A 19,450-nucleotide genomic window follows, 5' to 3' on the forward strand; every position below is an offset into this window, starting at 1 on the left:
TACAGCGCGCCTGTTCCATAATGGGACGGCGAGCCGGTCAGCGAGCGGCGTCGCCCGTGCAGAAGCGCCGACGGCCGCCCTCGTCCGTATAGGTCCCGAGCGAGGCGTCGAAATTGGGGTAGCGGGACACGCAGTCGCGCAGCCAGTCTTCCGTCCACGGTTCGAAGCCGGCGGGAGCGGCGGCCGCCGGCGGGCTTGTCGGCGCCGGGGCGGCGGGCGCGACAGCGGGAGCCTGCGCGGCAAGGCGCGCATCTTCCGGGGCCGGCATGGGCACGGGAATGCGGGCGACATCGGGCAGCGCGGCGGCCGGGGCGCGCGGCGCGGGCCCGTCCACCGGCTCGTCCGAGTCGGGATACACGGTCACCGCGCGTTCAGCCGGGCTGAGCTTGGCGAACTCGACCGCGCCTTCCGCCCGCCCGATCTGGACATCGTCCTTGGTGTCGGCCCGGCCCCGCTGAAAATCAGGGCTGATGCGAATGATCTTGGTGGTGCCGGCATAGACGATGTCCAGCCCGTTCGGGCCATAGGGCCGCCGATCAAGGCGCGCGCTCTCGACATCGATGATCTTGGGTCCCGTGGCGCCCGGCAGAACCTTGAAGCTCGCCGCCCGCGACCCCGCGTCCACCGCGCGGTTGATCTGGATCACCGCGACGCTGTTGGAGCCGGTGCCGGAGGTTCCGTAGGGCGCGCCTTCCGAGCCCGGCCAGAGCGGCGCCACATGGGAAACCGAGTGGCCCCGCGATCCCTCGTATCGGCCATAGCCCGAAGCGAGCCTCGTTCCGGACAGCTCCTCGAAGTGGTGCGTGGAAGAGGCCACGTCCTCGATGAGGCCGAGATCGCCGGCAATCGCCGAACCGCTCGCAACGGCCAGCAGGGTCAGGGACAGGAGAAGGCTTTCAGCACGCATCTCGATGCTCTCGTTAACAACTCGTTAACAAGACTACAGCAAGAGGCGTGCCAAGCCATTCGTTCCGAAATGAAACCGATCGTCGTCAAGCAGGTGGGGGAGGGTTGATGACGCTCGGCGTGGTCAATCGGGGTGAGTACGATGCGCCGAGTTATCTGCACGGCGCGCTGATATGATGCGGAGGCCCTGGATGCCGCTAGCGCCAGTAAAAATGTAGGCGGCAAAGTTGTCAGTCATTCAGCTGACGACGCGTCAACTCAATACAAGTGCGGCTCGTCCGACACCGCCGGACGAGCCGCTGAAAAACGAGGGCACCCCAATGGGTGATTGGCCTGAAGGCTTACGCCATCTCGAGATTGACGGCCTTCGGGCCCTTGCCGCGCTTGTCCGGCTCGGTGTCGTAGGAAACCTTCTGGTTCTCCACGAGGCCCGGAAGCCCGGAAGCCTGGACGGCCGAGATATGGACGAAGATGTCAGCGCCGCCATTGTCGGGCTTGATGAAACCGAAACCCTTTTCGGTATTGAAGAATTTGACAGTACCAGTCTGCGCCATGATCGAACCTTTTTCCTTAGTCTGTTCAGGTTTCCCTGAGGGCATTGCAGGCAAGTCTTGATGCGAGGAAAAGGAAACGATACATCGCGACCCGCTTTCGCGGACCACCCGGAGGATGCGCCTCCGATACGCAATTCGTCCATCACCCGAGTTCGCGAATTTGCCCGAACGTCAAACTTGTGAAGGCACTTTCTTGACTTTGCAAGCAAAAGTTTTTTGTCACCTCTTTCCTTTTGCTCAAAGCGAACAACGCGAGAATTTAGACCAGGCGGTTAAATTCGGTGTCATTTGTCCGATTTATGACACCAAGCCGAATTGTTGCCTGTGTTCTGCTGAAATTCAAGTAACTTGAATAGAAATCCGCCAACATGAGTTCCGAGATTGGATCGCCGCAATTTCCGTCGCGCGGATGTGATTGGAGACTGCATCGCAAGGGGAACTTATCGATTGGAGAAGTCTTCTACTTCTTGAAGTCTCGCACGGCGAGGCCAATTCGTTTGGAAGGTTTCTTTCCCATGAAGACCATTCTCGCAGCCGCCGCTATGATCGGCTTCGCCGCATTCCCCGCTCTCGCTCAGTCCACCGATGGCGCGTCCACGGCAGGAGCCCCGGTCGTCCCGCCCGCGACGCAGGCCTCGCCTGACAAGATGGGCAAAGCCGCAACCACGGGCGACACGAACGCAGCGCCGTCAACCGGGATGGGCACGGGCACCATGGCCCCGATGGGTGAAGATCGCACCAGCACTGGTTCCATCCAGCGTTCCGGCGAGCCGGATGGCACCAGCGTCCAGACCGAAGGCATGGACCCGAGTGCCGCGTCGGCCGCTCAGGACAACACACCGTCGAACGGCATCGTCCCGGGCCAAAGCTCGAACTGAACCACACCGACGTCTCTAAGCGGGCCGCCCCATCGGGGCGGCCTTTTTCGTTCCGTCGCCCTCTAGCCTGCGGAACGCGGGCGAGCCCAGCCTCGTTGGGCTTCAAAGGTTTTGAAAGGCCATCCTCATGATCCGCAAGCTCTTTGCCGCCACTCTCGGCCTCTCCGCCATGACCGCCTCGGTTCCCGTTATGGCGCAGGACTCCGCTCCGATCCCACGCGGCGGGCGCGTGGTTCAGGTCGAGTCCGGGCGACCGCTCCAAACGCAGGCGACCGGTCTTCCCGGTGTCGGTCTCGACACGAGTTCATCCAGCCGGAACGACTCTCCGCGCGGGCCCGGCGGCCTATCGAACGGGGTCGGCGCCTATGGGGTGATGGCGCCGGACGCGTCCGGCACGGCCGGCAACACGCTGACGCGCGTGCCCGGCGCCATTCCCGACACCAATGGCGGGATCGGCATCCCGCTCGGCTCTCCCGGCGCTCCGGTTCGCTGATCGTCGGCGATGAGGAAAAATCGAAGACGCTTCGCCGGACCTGTCATTCGTGGCGCTTTGCTGGCAGCTCTCGTGGTTTCGGCGGGGTGCACCACGGGGCGACTGACCGACGCTGGAACCGACCGGACCCCGTCGGGCGGTCTCGTTCCCGGGCAGACCCCGCGATGATCGCGCCAAAGAGGGCGTCCGGCGAAAGCTTCACAAGCGTCGGAAACGGCGCATAGGAGATGAAACGATGAGTGGAAAGCGCTTTTGGATCGTTGGACTGGCCGTGCTCGGCGCGGTCATGGTGGTGGACAGCGCGATCGCTTCGGAAAACGAGGTGCTGCAATTGTCGCCGCGCGAGCGGGAGCAGGTGGTTGGGCACTATGTCAGGCCCGACGGACGAACCGTCCCGCTGGTTGAGAATCAGGGCATCCCGTTTCTCTACGGGCTGGGCGATGCTCGCGGAAAGGCTTCCAGCGTTCCCCTGGTCAACGGCCGGACTTCGACCATCGAAGCCTCGACACCTTCCAACGGCATCGTCCCCGGTCAGGAACCGGAATAGGCGCAGCAACCCCAAGCCGGTCGGTGACGCCGACACATCCCTCGAATTGAACGACCGGCGGGTTCGCGACGAGCCCGCTGGTTGGATTTTGCGTCTGTCACGCAAAATTTGGCCATCCATTGTTGGAAAAGCGCAGGCGCATGGTTTCTTTTGAGGCAGCGCCGGTGTCAAAGCCGAAACCGCTGGTTCTCAACTCGATGCAATGGAATTCCTCATGCGTTCGCCTTCCACACTCTCTCTTTTCGGCGTGACCCGTCGCAACGCCCTCGGTTTGGTCGCGGCCTCCATGGCGTTGATGGCGATGGGTGGCGGCCAAGCCTTCGCGGCCGAGAGCGTCAAGGTCGGCATCATGGCGGGCGAAGACGAAGAAGTCTGGAAGGTTGTCGCCGCCGAGGCGGCCAAGAACGGGCTCGAGGTCGAGCGCGTGGTCTTCTCCGACTACGTTCAGCCGAACGAAGCGTTGGCCAATGGCGAGATCCAGGCCAACGCCTTCCAGCACCAGCCCTATCTCGATGCGCAGGTTCAGCAGCACGGGTACAAGATCGTGCCTGTCGGATACACGCTGATCCAGCCGATCGGCCTCTACTCGCGCAAGCACAAGAGCGTTGCGGAAATCCCGGACGGTGGTTCGATCGGCATTCCGAACGATCCGTCGAACGCCGGCCGGGCGCTGAACCTTCTCCAGGCGCAGGGCTTGCTCAAGCTGCGGGACGGCGCTGGCATTCTCGCGACCGCCATCGATGTCGAGAGCAATCCGAAGAACATCCAGATCCGCGAACTCGATGCCGGCATCGTCGGCCGCTCGATCGACGATCTCGACGCGGGCGTCGTCAACACCGACTGGGCGCTTAAGAGCGGCATCGACCCGCAGAAGGAGCGGATCGCGCAGGAGCCGCTGGAGAACAATCCCTATCGCAACTTCATCGCCGTCAACGAGGGCGACAAGGATGCGGCTTGGGTCAAGACGCTCGTCGCCGCCTATCAAACCGAGGCGGTGAAAGACGCTTTGGCGAAATGGTACAAGGGCACGACGCTCGCGGCCTGGTAAGAACCGAACCGATCTCTCGTCCGTTTTGAGAACGGGCGGCGGATGCTCCATAAGGAGCCCGCCGCCCGCTTCTCGTTTTGAAAGCTGAAAATTCCCGCTATCATGAACCAGTCTCCCCATCCGACCGGAGCGCCGCCAAGCCCGGACGCTCCCATCCTGCGCCTGTCCGGCGTTTCCAAGCGCTTCGGTGCCCATCAGGCTCTTCGGTCCATCGACCTGTCCGTCCAGCGCGGCGAGATCGTCGGCGTCATCGGGCGCTCGGGTGCCGGCAAGTCGACGCTCATCCGCTGCATCAACGGGCTGGAACAGCCGGACGAGGGGCGGGTCGAGGTCGAAGGGCGTTCCATCGAGCGCCTGGGCGAGCGGGAGTTGCAGCCGCTGCGCCGCCGCGTCGGCATGGTGTTCCAGCATTTCAATCTCCTGGCCAATCGGACGGCAGCCGAAAACGTCGCGCTTCCGCTGAAGATCGCCGGGATGGCCCGGGCGGAACGCGCCAAACGCGTCGCCGAACTCCTCGATCTCGTCGGCCTCGGCGGCCGGGGAGAGCGCTTCGCCGCGCAGATGTCGGGCGGGCAGAAGCAGCGCGTCGGCATCGCCCGCGCGCTCGCCGCCGACCCCGCGCTTCTCCTGTCGGATGAAGCGACCTCCGCCCTCGATCCCGAGACCACCGAGCAGATCCTGGCGCTGCTGGCCGACATCAACCAGCGGCTAGGGCTGACGATCGTTCTCATTACGCATGAGATGGAGGTCGTTCGCCGCATCGCGAACCGCGTCGTCGTGCTGGAAGGCGGCGTCGTCGCGGAGGAGGGGCCGACTTGGCGTGTCTTCGCCGAGCCGACGTCGCCGGTCACGCGCACGCTTCTCCAGACCATCACCGCCGAACTGCCGCAGCGCATTCTCGACGCCCTGTCGCCCGAGCCCTTGGGCGAAGCCGTGCTCCGTCTCGACTTCGGTGGCGAGCGAGCCGACGATCCCGTGATCTCGGATTTCACGCGCGCCTTCGGCCGCCCGGCGCGCATCGTCGGCGGCCATGTCGACGAGATCCAGGGCCGCCCTGTCGGGCGCCTCTTCATCGGCGTCGAACAAAGCGGCCCGGACGACCTGAAGGCCGTCATCGACTTCCTCGCCGCGCGAACCCTCAAGACGGAGTGCCTGGGCTATGTCCGCCGCGCTGTATGATCTTCTCTGGCGGTCCACCTGGGAAACGCTCCTGATGACGGGCGCCTCGGGCCTCGCCTCGCTCGTCTTCGGACTGCCGATCGGCCTTCTCCTGGTGCTGACCGACCGGGGTGCGATCCTCCAGAACCTGTGGATCAACCGGGTGCTGGGCGGCGTCGTCAACGCCTTCCGCTCGGTGCCCTTTATCATCCTTCTCGTGGCGCTGATCCCCTTCACGCGCCTTGTCGTCGGCACCTCGATCGGCACGTTCGCGGCCATCGTGCCGCTCTCGGTCGCGGCCATTCCCTATTACGCGCGGATCGCCGAGGTCTCGCTGCGCGAGGTCGATCCCAATCTGGTGGAGGCGGCGCGTTCCATGGGCGCGGGGCGCTGGACGATCATCCGCGAGGTCCTGATCCCCGAGGCGCTGCCCGGCCTTGTCGCAGGCTTCGTGGTCACTCTGGTGACGCTGGTCGGGGCGACGGCGGTGGCGGGAGCCATCGGCGCCGGGGGCTTGGGGGATCTGGCGATCCGCTACGGCTACCAGCGCTTCGAGACCAGCGTCATGGTGGCGGTGGTGGCGATCCTGATCGTCATGGTCTGCCTGCTGCAATGGGGCGGAGACCGGCTGGTGGCGCGGCTCGACCATCGCAAGTAAAACACGAAAAGGCCGCCGCGAGAGGATCGCGGCGGCCTTTTCTTTGGCGTGACGAGGGGAGAAGGGTTACTCGCGCTCGCCCGTGAAGTTCAGCAGCAGCTGGAAGATATTGACGAAGTTGAGGTAGAGCGACAGCGCGCCGAACACGGCCATTTTCTGCTGCGACTCCGCCGAAAAGTTCTCGGCATACTGCTCCTTGATCGACTGCGTGTCCCAGGCGGTGAGGCCGACGAAGACGACGATGCCGATCACCGAAACGGCGAACTGCAGCGCCGTCGAGCCGATGAAGATGTTGGCGATCGAGGCGATCACCACGCCGATCAGGCCCATCATCAAGAGCGAGCCCATCTTGGTCAGGTCGCGCTTGGTGGTGTAGCCGTAGATGCTCGTCGCGCCGAACATGGCGGCGGCGATGAAGAACGTGTTGGCGATGCTGGCGCCGGTGAAGACCAGGAAGACCGACGAAAGCGAAAGGCCCATCAGCGCGCAGAACGCCCAGAAGGACAGTTGCGCGGCGCCGGCCGACATGGCCTGCATGCGGAACGAGAAGAACAGGACGAAGGCGAGCGGCGCGAACATCACCACCCATTTCAGCGGGCTGGAGAAGATCGGCACGTAGAGTGCCGGCGTGTTGCCGACCGCGAAGGCGACGAGGCCGGTGACCACGAGGCCGAGGCCCATATAGTTGAAGACGCGCAGCATGTGCTGGCGCAGGCCCTCGTCGAACAGGGCGTGGGAGGCGGCGGGCGCGGCGCGGGCGCCCCAGCCGGTGTGCGGTGTGTTCATCGGTCGAACTCCATGAAACGCGGGGAAAGGACTGAGCCGGCAGGGCGGCTCAGTAGAGGCTGCGGGCGAGCCGCTCGGCGGCATCGCCCAAGGCGTCGCGCTCGGCGGCGGGGCCGACCAGCGCGTAGGCGACCGGGCCCTGCTGCCAGAAGGCGGCGGCGAGCGGCCCGGAAACGGTGGTCTGCGGCTTCGTCACCTCGAAACCGCCGGGGCGGATGCCGAAAAGCGAGTGCGAGGCGCCGGCCCGGTCCGCCAGCGCGATCTCGACGCTGGGGCCGAAGGGCGAGGGGAAGACCTGCACGTCGCGCACGCGCCAGCCGCGCGGCGCCTCGGGCATGGTGATGGCGGTGGCCGCGCGGATTTCGGCCGGGTCGTAGCGCGGGGTCTCCACCTGCGACTCCATGGTGGAGCGCACGAGGCTGGTCTGGTGCGCGGCCAGCGCGTCTCCCACGAAGGGCGGCGGGGCCGAGGAGGCGATGCTCTGGCGCACGGCGAGCGGGCCGGTGCCCTCATGCGCCAGCCAGCCCAGCGCCACGAAGACCCCAACCGCTGCGCAGCGGCGCAGGACGGCGAGCCGGCGACGACGGCCGAGGCCGCTCTGGAGGCGGCGGGCGAGCGTGGCGAGTTCGCGGCTACCCGGCGCCTCGGGGGCGACCAGGGCGAGGCGAAGCTCGTCGCGAAGGCGCAGGTCCGCCATAATGCGGGCGGCCTCGTCGGGCCGCGTGGCGAGATGCGCCTCGACCTCGATGCGGCGAAGCGGCGCGAGGCGATCGTCGACATAGGAGACGAGATCGGCTTCTAGGACGGGATCAACGGCCATCCGAACCTCCTGCTGACTTGAAGGGGACGACATTGCCCGGCGTCTGCGACCGGGCCGGACCATTCTCGATCTCGCGCAGGCGGGCCCGGGCGCGGGACACGCGCGACACCAGCGTGCCGACGGGAATGCCGAGCGAGCAGGCGGCTTCCTCGTAGGAAAGACCCTCGATCGAGACGAGGTGAAGGGCGGCGCGCTGCTCCTCCGGTAGGGTGAGAAAGGCGCGGCGCACGTCGGCGAGACGCAGAGCGTGGTCCTGCGAGGGGCCGAGCTCGCTCGTGTCGGCAAAGCCGATCTCGGCATTGCGGCGGGCCTCGGCGCGGCGGGCGCGCAGGCGGTCCACGAACCCGTTGTGCAGGATCGAGAGCAGCCAGGGGCGCAGCTTGAGACCGGGACGAAACTGGTGCTGCCGCTCGATGGCGCGCACCAGCGTGTCGTGAACGAGATCCTCGGCGTCGTCGCGATCACGCGTCAGCGTAAGCGCGTAGCGCCTGAGGGCGCCGAGCTGGCCGAGAACATCCGGGGGCGAAGCTTTGTCTGTCATTCAACCCCGTGTACGGAGCCCGGCGGATTTCCATCCCGCCGGCACCCCTAATTTTGCGTCACGCTTTCGTGAGGCCGGCGAGGTCGATGTCGCCCTTCTGGCTGGTGAAGCGAAGATTGCCGGGCGAGCCGCCGCTTTGGCTCTGCGAGACGCCCGAGATCTGACGGTCGCCCGTGTCGTAGAGCGTGACCTTGCCGTCTTGTTCGATCGCGAGGCGGCGCGAACTGGGGAAGGCGGCGTAGCGCACGCCGTTCTGCGCGCCGGAGGAAGAGGGCTGGCCGAGATCGCCGGGCCACCAGTTGCCCGAGCCGTTGGAATTGGCCGAGGCCGACGCGCCGCCAGGCCCTCCGCTCGACCCGCCGCTGGCCGGCTTGTTGTCGTTGAGATCGCCGCCGCCCGGCTGCGCCCAGGGGCTGTTGGAGGCCGGGCGCTCCGCCTCGCCGGGTCGGCCACCGCCGCCGCCGCTCTGGGCCGCCGCCGCGCCGCCGGACGCGAGGTCTTCCGCCAGCCGGCCGACCCGCGCCTTGAGGTCGTGGTCGTTCATCGACCCGATCATCAGCATGCCGCCGCGCGACCACTGGCCCATGCCGCCGAGTTCGGGATGCGAGAACTGCGCCATGGAGCCGCCGCCCGAGCGGATAGCGTCCGCCATGGCGCGCGCCGCGCCTTCCGAAAACCCGTTGCGCTCGGCAATCTCCCGCAGCGTCTTGTCCTGGTCGCTCATGGCGCACTCGCTCCGTCTCGTCCTCGATGCCCTCCAATGATCGGGAGCGCGCCGAGTTTCCCTCGTTCCCTGGAGAGGTGGAGCAGCGTGGCCCGAGTGCAACGGCGTGGCTGGGGTTCAAGGCCCGGTTCCATCCGCGCAAGCGCAGGCGGCCCGCGCCCCGAGGGGCCGGACGTCGAGCGAGTGGCCCTTCTGGAGAAGGGCGGGCGGGACGCCGGAGGCGAACCTCCGATAGTGTGTAGTATGTGGTCCGCATCCGGCGTCCCGCGCGGTGTTGTCGGTCCACGGGATGGTGCGAGCACCCCGATCGCGTCCCGGGCCGCGCTTGCGCTGGCTCTCGGCCTCCCCAGCGGTTTCCCGCCGGGTCGACTGTCACCGAGCCAGGGCGCCGACGGATTGCGAGCCCCTTCGTTTTGAGAGGCCGCCCGGCTTGCCAGAACCGTCCGAGCCGCACCGCCTCCGGAAGGCGACGCGCCGCGGACACCGCCCCGCCGCTCCCGAACGATCCCGGTGATCATTCGCGCTCCTTCGCGAGCGGCAGGTGAGGGGAGAATGCGGGGGATTGTGCGAGCGGGGATAGATTGCGGAGTGATTCGCCTTATGGGGGCCGCAAGAGGCCGGCATGGCCGGGCGGTTCTCACCGATGGAGCCCCGATTTGTCCCTCATCAAACCTGCCTGCGCCGTGCTCGCCCTCGTGCTTCTGGGAGGCTGCGCGGAGATCAACAAGCCGATCAAGCCCGGCGACACCTGGCGCGAGAAGGCGACGCGCGACTCCAACGGCCTGCCGCGCTGAACCCTTCCCGGCCCCTGCCCGACGCGGCGGGGGCCGCACCGACCCAGGCGCCGGGGCGCCGCGCCGCTTGGCTGGAAAGGGAAAAGTAAGCCTGACGAACGGGTTCAGGAACCATTCAGGCGAGGGGGTCTTTCATGAGGCCAGTTCAAAGGAGGAACGAACTCGTGAAAAAGTCCCTGCTCATCGCCCTTGCGGGCCTGCTCGTCGCCACCGCCGTGCCGGCCAGCGCCCAGACCTATCGCTCCGACGAGCGCCAGTATCGCCAGCACGAGCGCATCGACCGCGCCTATCGTCACGGCCGCCTGAGCCCGCGCGAGGCCGCGCGCCTGGAACGCCAGCAGCGCCGCATCCACCGCATGGAGCGCCGCGCCCGCTACTACAACAACGGCCATATCGACCCGCGCTCGGCGCGCCAGATCGAGCGCATGCAGGACCGCGCCCATCACAGCATTCGGCGGGCGAATCGCGGATATTAACAAAAGTAAAATTCATCTCCGGGCCGCTAACAATAGTGGCCCGGAGGGTGAGGTTTAATTCAATGTAAGGCGTTTGACTTCAGATAAGCATTCTGAAGTTTCTCGCCTGTCAAATTTTGGCTTTACTTCGATTAAGCGATCGATGACGCTATTGTCGCCTTCGACTTTTTCACGCGTTATAATGTAATGAAGAGTGGAGAAAAGCTCAAGGTATCGAGCTGATTTTGTGCCCAGATTCTTAGCAACCCACTCTAAACTCTCTGTGTTTTCAGCAATGAAATCACCAGCCTTAGCTATAAACTGGTCTGTCTTAGCCGACTTCTCTACAACGTAGCGGTTTTCATCTTCTATATATGTCAGTGAGATAGCTTTTAAATAATCGGCAGTATCTAAATCTCCCTGCAAGTTCTTGGAGTAGGGGCCATAAGTGTAAAGAGAGAAATCATATCCAGTCCTAACGTTCTTCGCATATGTTAGGATATAAATCAGTTTTTGTATGGCTGTCTTGCCTAGCGATCCTGAGTCACCGCATCGTTGTGCGAGCCAGCTTATGATTGCTTGTTGTTTTGCCTCTGTTGTAACGTGCGAATTGTTCATAGTTTTTCCAATCTTTTCGACGCTTCAGCACGGCTGGTCAACGGCACATAAAGGCGCTTTTCTTCCACAGTTCGCAAGCCATTCACAACTGGTGATCTTGTTGCGAGAGGAATGGAGCGGCGGACCCCTGGTTGCGAATCGTGCAGCCGAATTTCCTCTTTCTGAAACTTATACCAAGACTTTTTGGCGTCACGAACGACAGGGTCAAGCCCGTTTAAGGCAACTTCAGCCTTATCAAACCTTATTCTGTCCGCTTCCTCAGGGCATTCAGGAGTCGCGAAAACGCGTCTCACGTGATTCCGAGATTTAAGGGCCTCAACATGTAAGGATCCCTGAATATCATTTAGCCGGCTTACAATTGCCCAGTCATCCCAACCCAAGTATGCGTCAAGTCCGCGCAATGTATCTGGACTCGGAAAAACGCCATTTGTCTCAGCTAAAACATTTTTAAACGATTGATCATAGTGATAGTCGTATGCAACTCGGGTTTTGTGGAAGTAAACTTGAGTAAACATCATGTATCGAGCAAGGATCAATCCCTCAACTGCATGCATGCCTCCGTCTTCGACGCCCAAGACATGTGTTGTGTCATTGGAATCTACGCAAAGCTTTACAGTGCTAACAAGTCGATCCAGATCAAATTTTCCATACTGAACGCCTGAATGATAGCTATCTCTAAGTAGATAGTCCATTCTATCCGCGTCCATCTGACCGGATATTAAATCTTTCCAAACAACAGAACTTCCGCTATTGCTTGATCCAGAGTATAAAGATGTAATCTGGCTGATGTTAATGTTATAATTATTATTATTGATCGGGTGATTATCGATTATGTCGGCGAGTTTTTGCTTTACTATCTCAGCCGAATATTCTTCATGCGTCCATCTTTTGTCAGAATGCTGATGAAGTGGGAAGGCATCTTCAGCCGCGTGCGAAAAAGGCCCATGACCCAAATCATGAGTAAGCGCAGCCAGCCTTAAAATTTGCCGTTGCCTCTTGAGGCCTTCCGTTTCGAAGTTGTACTCACCTCGTAGGATATCTTCGTCTTTTCGAGTGATTGAGTCAAAAAGCCTAGATATAACATGGCAAACTCCCAGAGAATGTTCGAATCGTGTATGCATCGCGCCTGGATAGACATAGTCTGTCCAAGCAAGTTGCCGGATTCTTCTGAGCCTTTGGAATGGTTGGGAATTAATAATATCCCATTCCAATTCATTGAAGGAAATCATTCCATGGATGGGATCACGGACTTCAAAGTGCTTCATAGTTCATCCATTTTGTTTGGGAAAAAACTATCTGCACTCTGCTAGATTTACAACTCAGAAGTGAATAATATACGGGGATAACCTCCCAGGAGGTTAGCGCCCCGGCCGACCCGTCTTCCCCGGCCGCCGCTTGCGCCGCTTCTCCTCGCCCGCATCCTCATAGCTCCCCAACCCGACCTTCTCCCGTCGCACCGGCTTGGCATCCTCGCCTGATGCCGGGCGCGCGGGGAGGGGGCCGTCGTGCTTGGGCTTTTCGGTGCGGCCGACCGTCATCTCGTCCAGCGAATTCTTGCGGAAGAGCGAGCGGTTGGGGGTGGGCGTGTCGGTGCCGGGGCCCATGTCATCGAGGCTGGGGCGCTGGAAATAGGAATGGGTCTCGTCGGCGGTCGGGACTGCCTCGCCCTTGGGGCGCAGCGCCTTGACGCTTTCGTGGTCGCTCTGGATGCGGGCGGCCAGCGGCTCGCCGTTGGGGCCGAAGCGCGGGTTCTGGTGGTTGCCGCCTTTGCCGCGCGGCCGCTTGGCGCGCGGATTGCCCTCGGCTCCGGCGCCGAACATGGAGATGTCCACCTCGCGAGCCATGGGATCGTCGGCCACGGCCAGCTCGGTCGCCTGAAGGCGCTTGATCTCGTCGCGCAGGCGCGCGGCGGTCTCGAAGTCGAGATCGGCGGCGGCGTGGCGCATCTCCTTTTCCAGATGCTCCAGATGCGACTTGAGATTGTTGCCGACGAGCGCGCCTTCCTTGGCGGTCGCCCCGGTCGGCACGCGGACATGGTCCTTCTCGTAGTAGCTGTCGAGAATGTCGGCGATCTTCGCCTTGACCGATTCCGGCGTGATGCCGTTCTCGCGGTTGAACGTCTCCTGCTTCTCGCGGCGGCGGTTGGTTTCCGCGATGGCGCGCTCCATCGAGCCGGTGGTGCGGTCGGCATAGAGGATGACGCGGCCGTCGACATTGCGCGCGGCGCGGCCGATCGTCTGGATCAGAGAGGTCTCGGAGCGCAGGAAGCCTTCCTTGTCCGCATCCAGAATGGCGACGAGGCCGCATTCGGGAATGTCGAGGCCCTCGCGCAGGAGGTTGATGCCGACGAGAACGTCGAACGTGCCGAGGCGCAGGTCACGGATGATCTCGATGCGCTCCAGCGTGTCGATGTCGGAGTGCATGTAGCGCACGCGCACGCCCTGCTCGTGCAGATATTCGGTGAGGTCCTCGGCCATGCGCTTGGTGAGCACGGTGCAGAGCACGCGGTAGCCCTTGGCCACCGTCTCGCGGATCTCGCCGAGGAGATCGTCCACCTGGGAGCGGGCGGGGCGGATGTCGATCGGGGGATCGGTGAGGCCGGTCGGGCGGATGACCTGCTCGGCGAAGACGCCGCCGGCCTCCTCCATCTCCCAGGAGCCGGGTGTCGCCGAAACGGCGACGGTGGGCGGGCGCATGGCGTTCCACTCTTCGAATCGGAGCGGGCGGTTGTCCATGCAGGAGGGCAGGCGGAAGCCGTATTCGGCCAGCGTCGCCTTGCGACGAAAGTCGCCCCGGTACATCGCGCCGATCTGCGGAATGGTGACATGGCTTTCGTCGATGAAGACGAGCGCGTTGTCGGGCAGGTATTCAAACAGGGTCGGCGGCGGGTGGCCGGGCTGGCGGCCGGTGAGATAGCGCGAATAGTTCTCGATGCCGTTGCAGGCGCCGGTCGCCTCGATCATCTCGATGTCGAAGGTGACGCGCTGCTCCAGCCGCTGCGCCTCCAGAAGGCGGCCGGCCTTGTTCAGCTCGACAAGGCGAAGGCGCAGCTCCTCCTTGATCGACTTCACCGCCTGCTGCAGCGTCGGGCGCGGCGTCACATAGTGCGAATTGGCGTAGATCTTCACCGACTTGAGATCGTCGGTCTTCGAGCCCGTCAGCGGGTCGAACTCGTGGATCGCCTCGATCTCGTCCCCGAAGAGCGAGATGCGCCAGGCGCGATCCTCCAAGTGGGCGGGGAAGATCTCGATCGTGTCGCCCCTGACCCTGAAGCTTCCGCGCGTAAAGTCCATGTCGCGGCGCTTGTACTGCTGGGCGACGAGGTCGGCGAGAAGCTGGCGCTGGTCCAGCCTGTCCCCCACGCTCATCTGGAAGGTCATGGCGGTGTAGGTCTCGACCGAGCCGATACCGTAGATGCAGGAGACCGAGGCGACGATGATGACGTCGTCGCGCTCCAGAAGCGCGCGAGTGGCTGCGTGGCGCATCCGGTCGATCTGCTCGTTGATCGAGCTCTCCTTCTCGATGAACGTGTCGGAGCGCGGGACGTAGGCCTCCGGCTGGTAATAATCGTAGTAGGAAACGAAATACTCGACCGCGTTGTCCGGGAAGAAGTTCTTGAACTCGCCGTAGAGCTGGGCGGCGAGCGTCTTGTTGGGCGCCAGAATCAGCGCCGGGCGCTGCGTGCGCTCGATGATGTTGGCGACCGTGAAGGTCTTGCCCGAGCCGGTGACGCCGAGCAGGACCTGCGTCATGTCGCCGTCCCCGATGCCGGAGACGAGATCCGCGATCGCGGTCGGCTGGTCGCCGGCCGGCGTGTAGTCCGAGGCGATGCGGAAGGCGTGGCCGCCCTCCGATTTGTTGGGCCGGGCCGGCCGGTGCGGCACCCAGATCTCGCCGTTCTTCAGAAGCGGGTTGCCCTCCGAGATCAGCTTGGTCAGCGCCTCCACCGTCGCCGTCACACCGCCCTCGGGCAGCGCGGCGGCGTCCTCCAGCGACACGTCCATGCCGGCCACGGGGTTGAGTCCCGCGCGGGCGCGGGCGGTCGGGTCCGTCGCGATGCCCATGGACGTGCCGCGCGCGGTTTTGGAGGCCTTGGCCGGCTTGGCCTTCGGCGCGTCGGCGGGGGCGGAGGGCTTCTTCGCCTTGGCCGGCTTCTGCGCCGCCTTGCGCTCGGCCTCCTCCTCCAGCCCTTGCGCGATCTCGTCGGCCCAGCCCGAGAGCGGGCCGGTCAGCGGCGTGCCGGTCAGGTCCGGCTGCGGGCTTTCGCCGAAGCCGGGATGCAGGCGCTCGGAGGCGTCGGCATAATCGAGAATGGGCGAGCGGCGGGGCTTCTTGGGATCGGGCATGGCGCGAATATGGACTTGGGCGTCGGCGGAATAAAGGGGGAACGAAGCCTCACGACGAAAGGTCTCGCGCAAGCTCGTGGGCGGGTGCGACCAAATGGGTGATTCGATTTCTTCGCATTGGAGGCGCGGCGTTCATCTTTCGCTTACCAAATTCACCCATCCTTCCCTTTGTCCGCTCGAGTTTCGCGGAGGATGCAAAGGCCGCCCCGATGGTTTTGCGTAAGACGGGTTGGCGCATCGTCACGCTCGCCGTCGCCGTGTATGCGGCGGCGAGCGCCGACGAGGTGGCCGAGGCTTTGGATTCCGGCTTTCCCATGCCGCCCATGTCGATCCCCGAAACCGCCGACCTGCCCGTGGCGCGCGACCCGCGCACCGGTGGCCGCCTCGTCTGGGGCGGCGCTGCGCCGGCAGGCCGGCCCGACGCCTATGTGCCGAGCCCGGCAATGGGCGACCCGGCCCCCGAACCACGACGCCCCAAACCGACCGCGCGCCGCAGCAAGCCGCCGCCCGCTGTCGCCGCGCCCGAGCCGCCCCTGCCGGAGGCCGAGCGGGGGCCGGGCGACTACGGCCGCACCTATCGCGTGCAGGACGCCAGCCCCTCCGCCTCCACCGCTCCGAGCAGCGACCCGATCGCCCGGATGATCGAGGAGGCCTCGCTCGCCGATCCGCTGCCGCCGGTCGCGGGCGCCTATGGCGCGCGGCCCGAAGCGGAGTTCGACGCCTGGGAAGGGCTGACCGACGCGGAGGCGCCCGAACCCGAGATCGCCCCGCCCGCGCCCAAACGCCGCGCCCGGCCCGAACGCACGCCGCTGCCGTCCTATGCCTCGCTTTCCTCCCGCGTGCCGCCGAGTTCGCTCAACCCCGCCCCGCAGGGCGCGCTGGAGCGCGAAACGCCCTCGGGCTACCGGCCGCTGGCCGCGTCGGAGGCTATGTGCCGGCGCGAGCTGCGCAAACTTGGCGTGCGCTTCACCGACATTTCGCCGATCGACACGAGCCGGTCCTGTGGCATTCCCAACCCGGTTCGCGTGAGCGAGGCGGTGCAGGGCATCGCCATGACGCCAGCCGCCACGATGAACTGCCAGGCCGCGCTGCGCGTGGCGCGCTGGCTGCAGGCCGACGTGAAGCCCGCCGCGCGCTGGAAGCTCTGGAAGCGCCCGACCGCTGTGATCAACATGTCCTCCTATCGCTGCTCGCGCATCGCCGGCTCGCGCACGATCTCGGAACATGCCAGCGGCAACGCGCTGGATGTCGGCGGCTTCCGCTTCAGCGACGGTTCCACCATGCGCATCAGCCCCAAGGGCGCCTTCTCCTTCCGCGAGCGAGCGTTCCAGACAGCGATCCGCAAAGGGAGCTGCCGCTATTTCGGCACGGTGCTGGGGCCGGGCTACAACCGCGCCCATGCCGACCATCTCCATCTCGACGTGAAGTCCCGGCTCCGCCCGATCTGCAAGTGACACCCGACCCCTTGCCGGGAAAACCGGCAGGGGGACGCGAAAAGCGGCAACGCTTGGGAGGGATCGCGCGTTGAGGCCGCGCGGAACCCGGTCCGCATGGAGAGAAGGAACCAGCCATGCTGAAGCCCCTGACACTCGCCGCCGTGCTTCTGGCGGCGGTTGCGCCGATGGCGCACGCCCAGGAAGACGGCCCCGATCGCGGCGATCGATACGAGCGGGACGCGCGCCCCGACGACGACATGCCGCCCTATCGCGAACGCGCCGACCGCGCCGGCGAGGACAGCTCCCGCGACATGCGCCATGGCGACCGCTGGGCTCGCATGAGCGACGAGGATGGCGACCGCGACGCGGACCGCGATCGTGATCGGCATGAACGCGACAAGCGCGAAAAGCGGGAAAAGCGCGATCGAGATCGCGACGAGGGACCGCGCGCCGAGCGTCGCGGGCCGGACGGCCATCGCGGCCCGCCGCCGCCGCCGCGTGCCGGCTTCGAGATCAACATGGGTCCGGGACAGACGCTGCGCGTGACCTGCGGCGACGAATCCCTGTCGGACTGCATGGAAGCCGCCAAGCCCATTCTGGACGCGTTCGCGGACAAGGCCGGAGCTGCCGCCAGCCGCGTTCCCCCGCCGCCCTCCAGCCTCGTGAATGGCGATACGCCGACCCCGCCCGCGCCGCCGGCCGGCGGCCCTGCGGCGGGCGGCACCACCCCGCCGACGCCGCCGACCAACTGATCGGCTGACCTTCAGAGTTCAAACAGGCGCGGTCCCCGGATCGCGCCTTTCTCGTTGCCTGTCTCAGACCGGCTCGGAGGAGGGCGGGACGGGTGTCGGGTTGCCCTCGTCGTCCAGCGCCACCATGACGAAGACGCCCTCGGTGACCTTGACGCGCGCCGTCGTGAGATAGCGCCGCGCCCAGGCCTCGACCTTCAGCCGGATGGAGGTGCGGCCGACCTTCTCGACGACCGAGTAAACGCAGAGCGTGTCGCCCACTTTGACCGGCCGCCGGAACACCAACGTCTCCACCGCGACGGTGGCGACCCGGCCGCCGGCCCGCTCGGCGCCGCGAATGCCCGCGGCCAGATCCATCTGCGACATGACCCAGCCGCCGAAAATGTCGCCCGCCGCGTTTCGATCGCTCGGCATGGCCTGCACGCGAACGGTCAGTTCGCCCCTCGGCTGCTCTTCGTCCTCGATCATTCGCTCGCCCCGAAAGCCTGGAAACCGACCTTCCCTTTGGGCGAGGCCGGGAGTTCGCGCAAGGGCATGGCAGGTCTGCGTAAGAGCGCTGCCGCCGCCGGTCGATGGCCATGGACGATCATCCGACCGGGGAGGGGATGATGGCCTTCACGCTCGCGCGAGATGGGACAGCGGGCGGAACGCCCGGTCGGGCGCGACGTTCGGCAGGGATCGCGGGCTCGCCTGGGAGGCCGTCATTCTGACTGGAGAGAAGCCGATGAAATCCGTTCTTCTGACCGTTGCCGCCCTGATGATGGCGGCCCCGCTGCCCGCACTGGCGCAGAGCGCAGCGCCGGCCACGGCTGAGCCGGTCGGGGTGACCCTGCGCTCGCCCGATGGCACGTCGCACGGCACGATCCGCATTACCGAAACGCCGAACGGCGTCTTGCTCGACGGCGACCTGACCGGGCTCGCGGACGGCGAATACGGGTTCCACTTCCACGAGAAAGGGCTGTGCGAAGGCAATTTCGATTCGGCCGGCGGCCACCATAACCCGACCGGCAAGAAGCATGGCTTCGAGACCGAGGGCGGTCCGCATCCCGGCGACATGGCCAATATCTATGTGAAGGACGGCGTGGCGCGATTCCAGCAGTTCAATCCGATGGTTCACCTCGCCAGCGGCGACGCGCCCCTGAACGACGCGGACGGAACCTCGATCATGGTTCATGGCTCGCCGGACGATCATCACTCGCAGCCGAGCGGCAATGCCGGCGCGCGCATGGCCTGCGGCGTGGTCTTCGCCGCACCTTGAATGACGGCGGTTCCTCGCGGGCGATGGGGACGCGAGGAACCGCCCATCGCGACCGGCGGGGCCCCGATCGGCTCCCCCATCCCGGCGATTTCGCCAATCCCTCGAGGCGTCATTCGGCCCATATTTGGTCGGAACCAATGGTTGGCCGCGACATTCTGACTGCATGATCTCGGCCGGCAGCGCCGGTCCGAGGTCACATTCGAACAAGGAAATTTGCGTATGAAGTCTCTCGTCCTCGCCGCTGGTCTCGCCACGCTTCTGGGTTCCGCCGCCTTCGCCCAGACGGCGACGACGGCCGCTCCGGTCGTCACGGGAACCGCCTCGAACGACGTCATCGTGGTTCTGCCGCAGTCCGCAGCCGGCTCGGCGCCCGCGCGCTTCCTGGCGGACGATCTGGAAGGCGAAGACATCTACGGCGCGAACAATGAGAAGATCGGCGATATCGAAGACTTCGTCCTGCGCCCGGACGGCTCGATCGAGGCCGTCGTGGTCGAAGTCGGCGGCTTCCTTGGCATTGGCGAGAAGGACGTGCTGGTCAGCTGGTCGGCGCTGCAGATCGGCGTGCAGGACAACGACCTGCGCATCACCGCGCCCGGCCTGACCCGCGACATCCTGCAGAACGCCCAGGGCGTCGATGTCGACACGCTGGTTCTCGGCCGCGACTGATCCACGACCTTTATC

General features: G+C 65.0%; 22 protein-coding genes. 12 read left to right on the plus strand and 10 right to left on the minus strand.

The window, feature by feature from the left end:
- Nucleotides 1-37: 37 nt before the first annotated feature.
- Together M673_RS08320 and M673_RS08325 are read right to left on the minus strand one after the other, a co-directional pair.
- Nucleotides 38-907, minus strand: a complete 870-nt coding sequence (locus M673_RS08320; RefSeq protein WP_061975256.1) for a BA14K family protein — start codon at nt 905-907, stop codon at nt 38-40.
- Between the two features lie 340 nt (nt 908-1,247).
- Nucleotides 1,248-1,460 (minus strand): cold-shock protein, encoded by a 213-nt coding sequence (locus M673_RS08325; protein ID WP_061975258.1) that lies wholly within the window; start codon nt 1,458-1,460, stop codon nt 1,248-1,250.
- Nucleotides 1,461-1,975: 515 nt separating this feature from the next.
- Between M673_RS08325 and M673_RS08330 the strand changes: the two genes are divergently transcribed.
- The 6 genes from M673_RS08330 to M673_RS08355 all read left to right on the plus strand — a co-directional run bounded on the left by M673_RS08330 (nt 1,976) and on the right by M673_RS08355 (nt 6,242).
- The gene (locus M673_RS08330) at nt 1,976-2,338 is read left to right on the plus strand and encodes a hypothetical protein (protein WP_061975260.1); all 363 of its coding nucleotides are present in this window, start codon (nt 1,976-1,978) and stop codon (nt 2,336-2,338) included.
- Between the two features lie 127 nt (nt 2,339-2,465).
- Nucleotides 2,466-2,831 (plus strand): hypothetical protein, encoded by a 366-nt coding sequence (locus M673_RS08335; RefSeq protein WP_061975262.1) that lies wholly within the window; start codon nt 2,466-2,468, stop codon nt 2,829-2,831.
- Nucleotides 2,832-3,066: 235 nt separating this feature from the next.
- Nucleotides 3,067-3,378 carry a hypothetical protein gene (locus tag M673_RS08340; RefSeq protein ID WP_061975264.1) on the plus strand — a complete coding sequence of 104 codons (312 nt, stop codon included), beginning with the start codon at nt 3,067-3,069 and terminating at the stop codon, nt 3,376-3,378.
- A 214-nt stretch (nt 3,379-3,592) separates the two neighbouring features.
- Complete coding sequence (locus M673_RS08345; RefSeq protein WP_061977739.1) at nt 3,593-4,426, plus strand: MetQ/NlpA family ABC transporter substrate-binding protein; 834 nt, start codon at nt 3,593-3,595, stop codon at nt 4,424-4,426.
- A 102-nt stretch (nt 4,427-4,528) separates the two neighbouring features.
- A complete protein-coding gene (locus M673_RS08350) occupies nt 4,529-5,605 on the plus strand; it encodes a methionine ABC transporter ATP-binding protein (RefSeq protein ID WP_061975266.1) in 1,077 nt (358 codons plus the stop codon).
- A complete protein-coding gene (locus M673_RS08355) occupies nt 5,586-6,242 on the plus strand; it encodes a methionine ABC transporter permease (RefSeq protein WP_061975268.1) in 657 nt (218 codons plus the stop codon). The genes M673_RS08350 and M673_RS08355 overlap by 20 nt, the downstream gene beginning before the upstream one ends.
- A 66-nt stretch (nt 6,243-6,308) precedes the next feature.
- Here M673_RS08355 and M673_RS08360 read toward each other — a convergent pair whose 3' ends face one another.
- From M673_RS08360 to M673_RS08375, 4 genes are read right to left on the minus strand one after another with little or no spacing between them, the layout of a single operon-like run.
- Nucleotides 6,309-7,028: a Bax inhibitor-1/YccA family protein gene (locus tag M673_RS08360; protein ID WP_061975270.1), complete on the minus strand. Its 720-nt coding sequence runs from the start codon at nt 7,026-7,028 to the stop codon at nt 6,309-6,311.
- 49 nt (nt 7,029-7,077) lie between these two features.
- Nucleotides 7,078-7,848: an anti-sigma factor family protein gene (locus M673_RS08365; RefSeq protein ID WP_082639244.1), complete on the minus strand. Its 771-nt coding sequence runs from the start codon at nt 7,846-7,848 to the stop codon at nt 7,078-7,080.
- Nucleotides 7,838-8,389 (minus strand): sigma-70 family RNA polymerase sigma factor, encoded by a 552-nt coding sequence (locus M673_RS08370; protein ID WP_061975274.1) that lies wholly within the window; start codon nt 8,387-8,389, stop codon nt 7,838-7,840. Before M673_RS08370 ends, M673_RS08365 begins: the two co-directional genes overlap by 11 nt.
- A 58-nt stretch (nt 8,390-8,447) precedes the next feature.
- Nucleotides 8,448-9,113, minus strand: coding sequence for a hypothetical protein (locus M673_RS08375; protein WP_061975276.1), 666 nt, complete (start codon nt 9,111-9,113; stop codon nt 8,448-8,450).
- A 656-nt stretch (nt 9,114-9,769) separates the two neighbouring features.
- Between M673_RS08375 and M673_RS24560 the strand changes: the two genes are divergently transcribed.
- Nucleotides 9,770-9,907 (plus strand): hypothetical protein, encoded by a 138-nt coding sequence (locus M673_RS24560; RefSeq protein WP_156421088.1) that lies wholly within the window; start codon nt 9,770-9,772, stop codon nt 9,905-9,907.
- A 164-nt stretch (nt 9,908-10,071) separates the two neighbouring features.
- Nucleotides 10,072-10,383, plus strand: a complete 312-nt coding sequence (locus tag M673_RS08380) for a hypothetical protein (RefSeq protein ID WP_061975278.1) — start codon at nt 10,072-10,074, stop codon at nt 10,381-10,383.
- Between the two features lie 54 nt (nt 10,384-10,437).
- On the opposite strand, the gene M673_RS24115 is transcribed toward M673_RS08380, so the two are convergent.
- From M673_RS24115 to uvrB, 3 genes are all read right to left on the minus strand, one after another.
- On the minus strand, nt 10,438-10,980 hold the full coding sequence (locus M673_RS24115; protein WP_148640000.1) for a hypothetical protein: 543 nt from the start codon (nt 10,978-10,980) through the stop codon (nt 10,438-10,440).
- Entirely contained in the window at nt 10,977-12,245 is a 1,269-nt protein-coding gene (locus tag M673_RS23605) for an HD domain-containing protein (protein ID WP_082639247.1), read from the minus strand. The genes M673_RS24115 and M673_RS23605 overlap by 4 nt, the downstream gene beginning before the upstream one ends.
- Nucleotides 12,246-12,338: 93 nt before the next feature.
- On the minus strand, nt 12,339-15,326 hold the full coding sequence (uvrB, locus tag M673_RS08385; protein ID WP_244493052.1) for an excinuclease ABC subunit UvrB: 2,988 nt from the start codon (nt 15,324-15,326) through the stop codon (nt 12,339-12,341).
- A gap of 209 nt (nt 15,327-15,535) precedes the next feature.
- On the opposite strand from uvrB, the gene M673_RS08390 reads away from it, so the two are divergent.
- Both M673_RS08390 and M673_RS08395 read left to right on the plus strand, forming a co-directional pair.
- A complete protein-coding gene (locus tag M673_RS08390; protein WP_061975279.1) occupies nt 15,536-16,780 on the plus strand; it encodes an extensin-like domain-containing protein in 1,245 nt (414 codons plus the stop codon).
- A gap of 116 nt (nt 16,781-16,896) precedes the next feature.
- The gene (locus M673_RS08395; RefSeq protein WP_061975281.1) at nt 16,897-17,514 is read left to right on the plus strand and encodes a hypothetical protein; all 618 of its coding nucleotides are present in this window, start codon (nt 16,897-16,899) and stop codon (nt 17,512-17,514) included.
- A gap of 63 nt (nt 17,515-17,577) precedes the next feature.
- Here M673_RS08395 and M673_RS08400 read toward each other — a convergent pair whose 3' ends face one another.
- Entirely contained in the window at nt 17,578-17,979 is a 402-nt protein-coding gene (locus M673_RS08400; protein ID WP_061975283.1) for an acyl-CoA thioesterase, read from the minus strand.
- Between the two features lie 256 nt (nt 17,980-18,235).
- Here M673_RS08400 and M673_RS08405 point away from each other — a divergent pair, with 256 nt between their 5' ends.
- On the plus strand, nt 18,236-18,769 hold the full coding sequence (locus tag M673_RS08405) for a superoxide dismutase family protein (protein WP_061975285.1): 534 nt from the start codon (nt 18,236-18,238) through the stop codon (nt 18,767-18,769).
- A gap of 219 nt (nt 18,770-18,988) precedes the next feature.
- A complete protein-coding gene (locus tag M673_RS08410) occupies nt 18,989-19,435 on the plus strand; it encodes a PRC-barrel domain-containing protein (protein ID WP_061975287.1) in 447 nt (148 codons plus the stop codon).
- The last annotated feature ends 15 nt before the right edge of the window (nt 19,436-19,450 follow it).

The organism is Aureimonas sp. AU20 (assembly GCF_001442755.1).
In the GTDB taxonomy this organism is placed as follows: domain Bacteria; phylum Pseudomonadota; class Alphaproteobacteria; order Rhizobiales; family Rhizobiaceae; genus Aureimonas.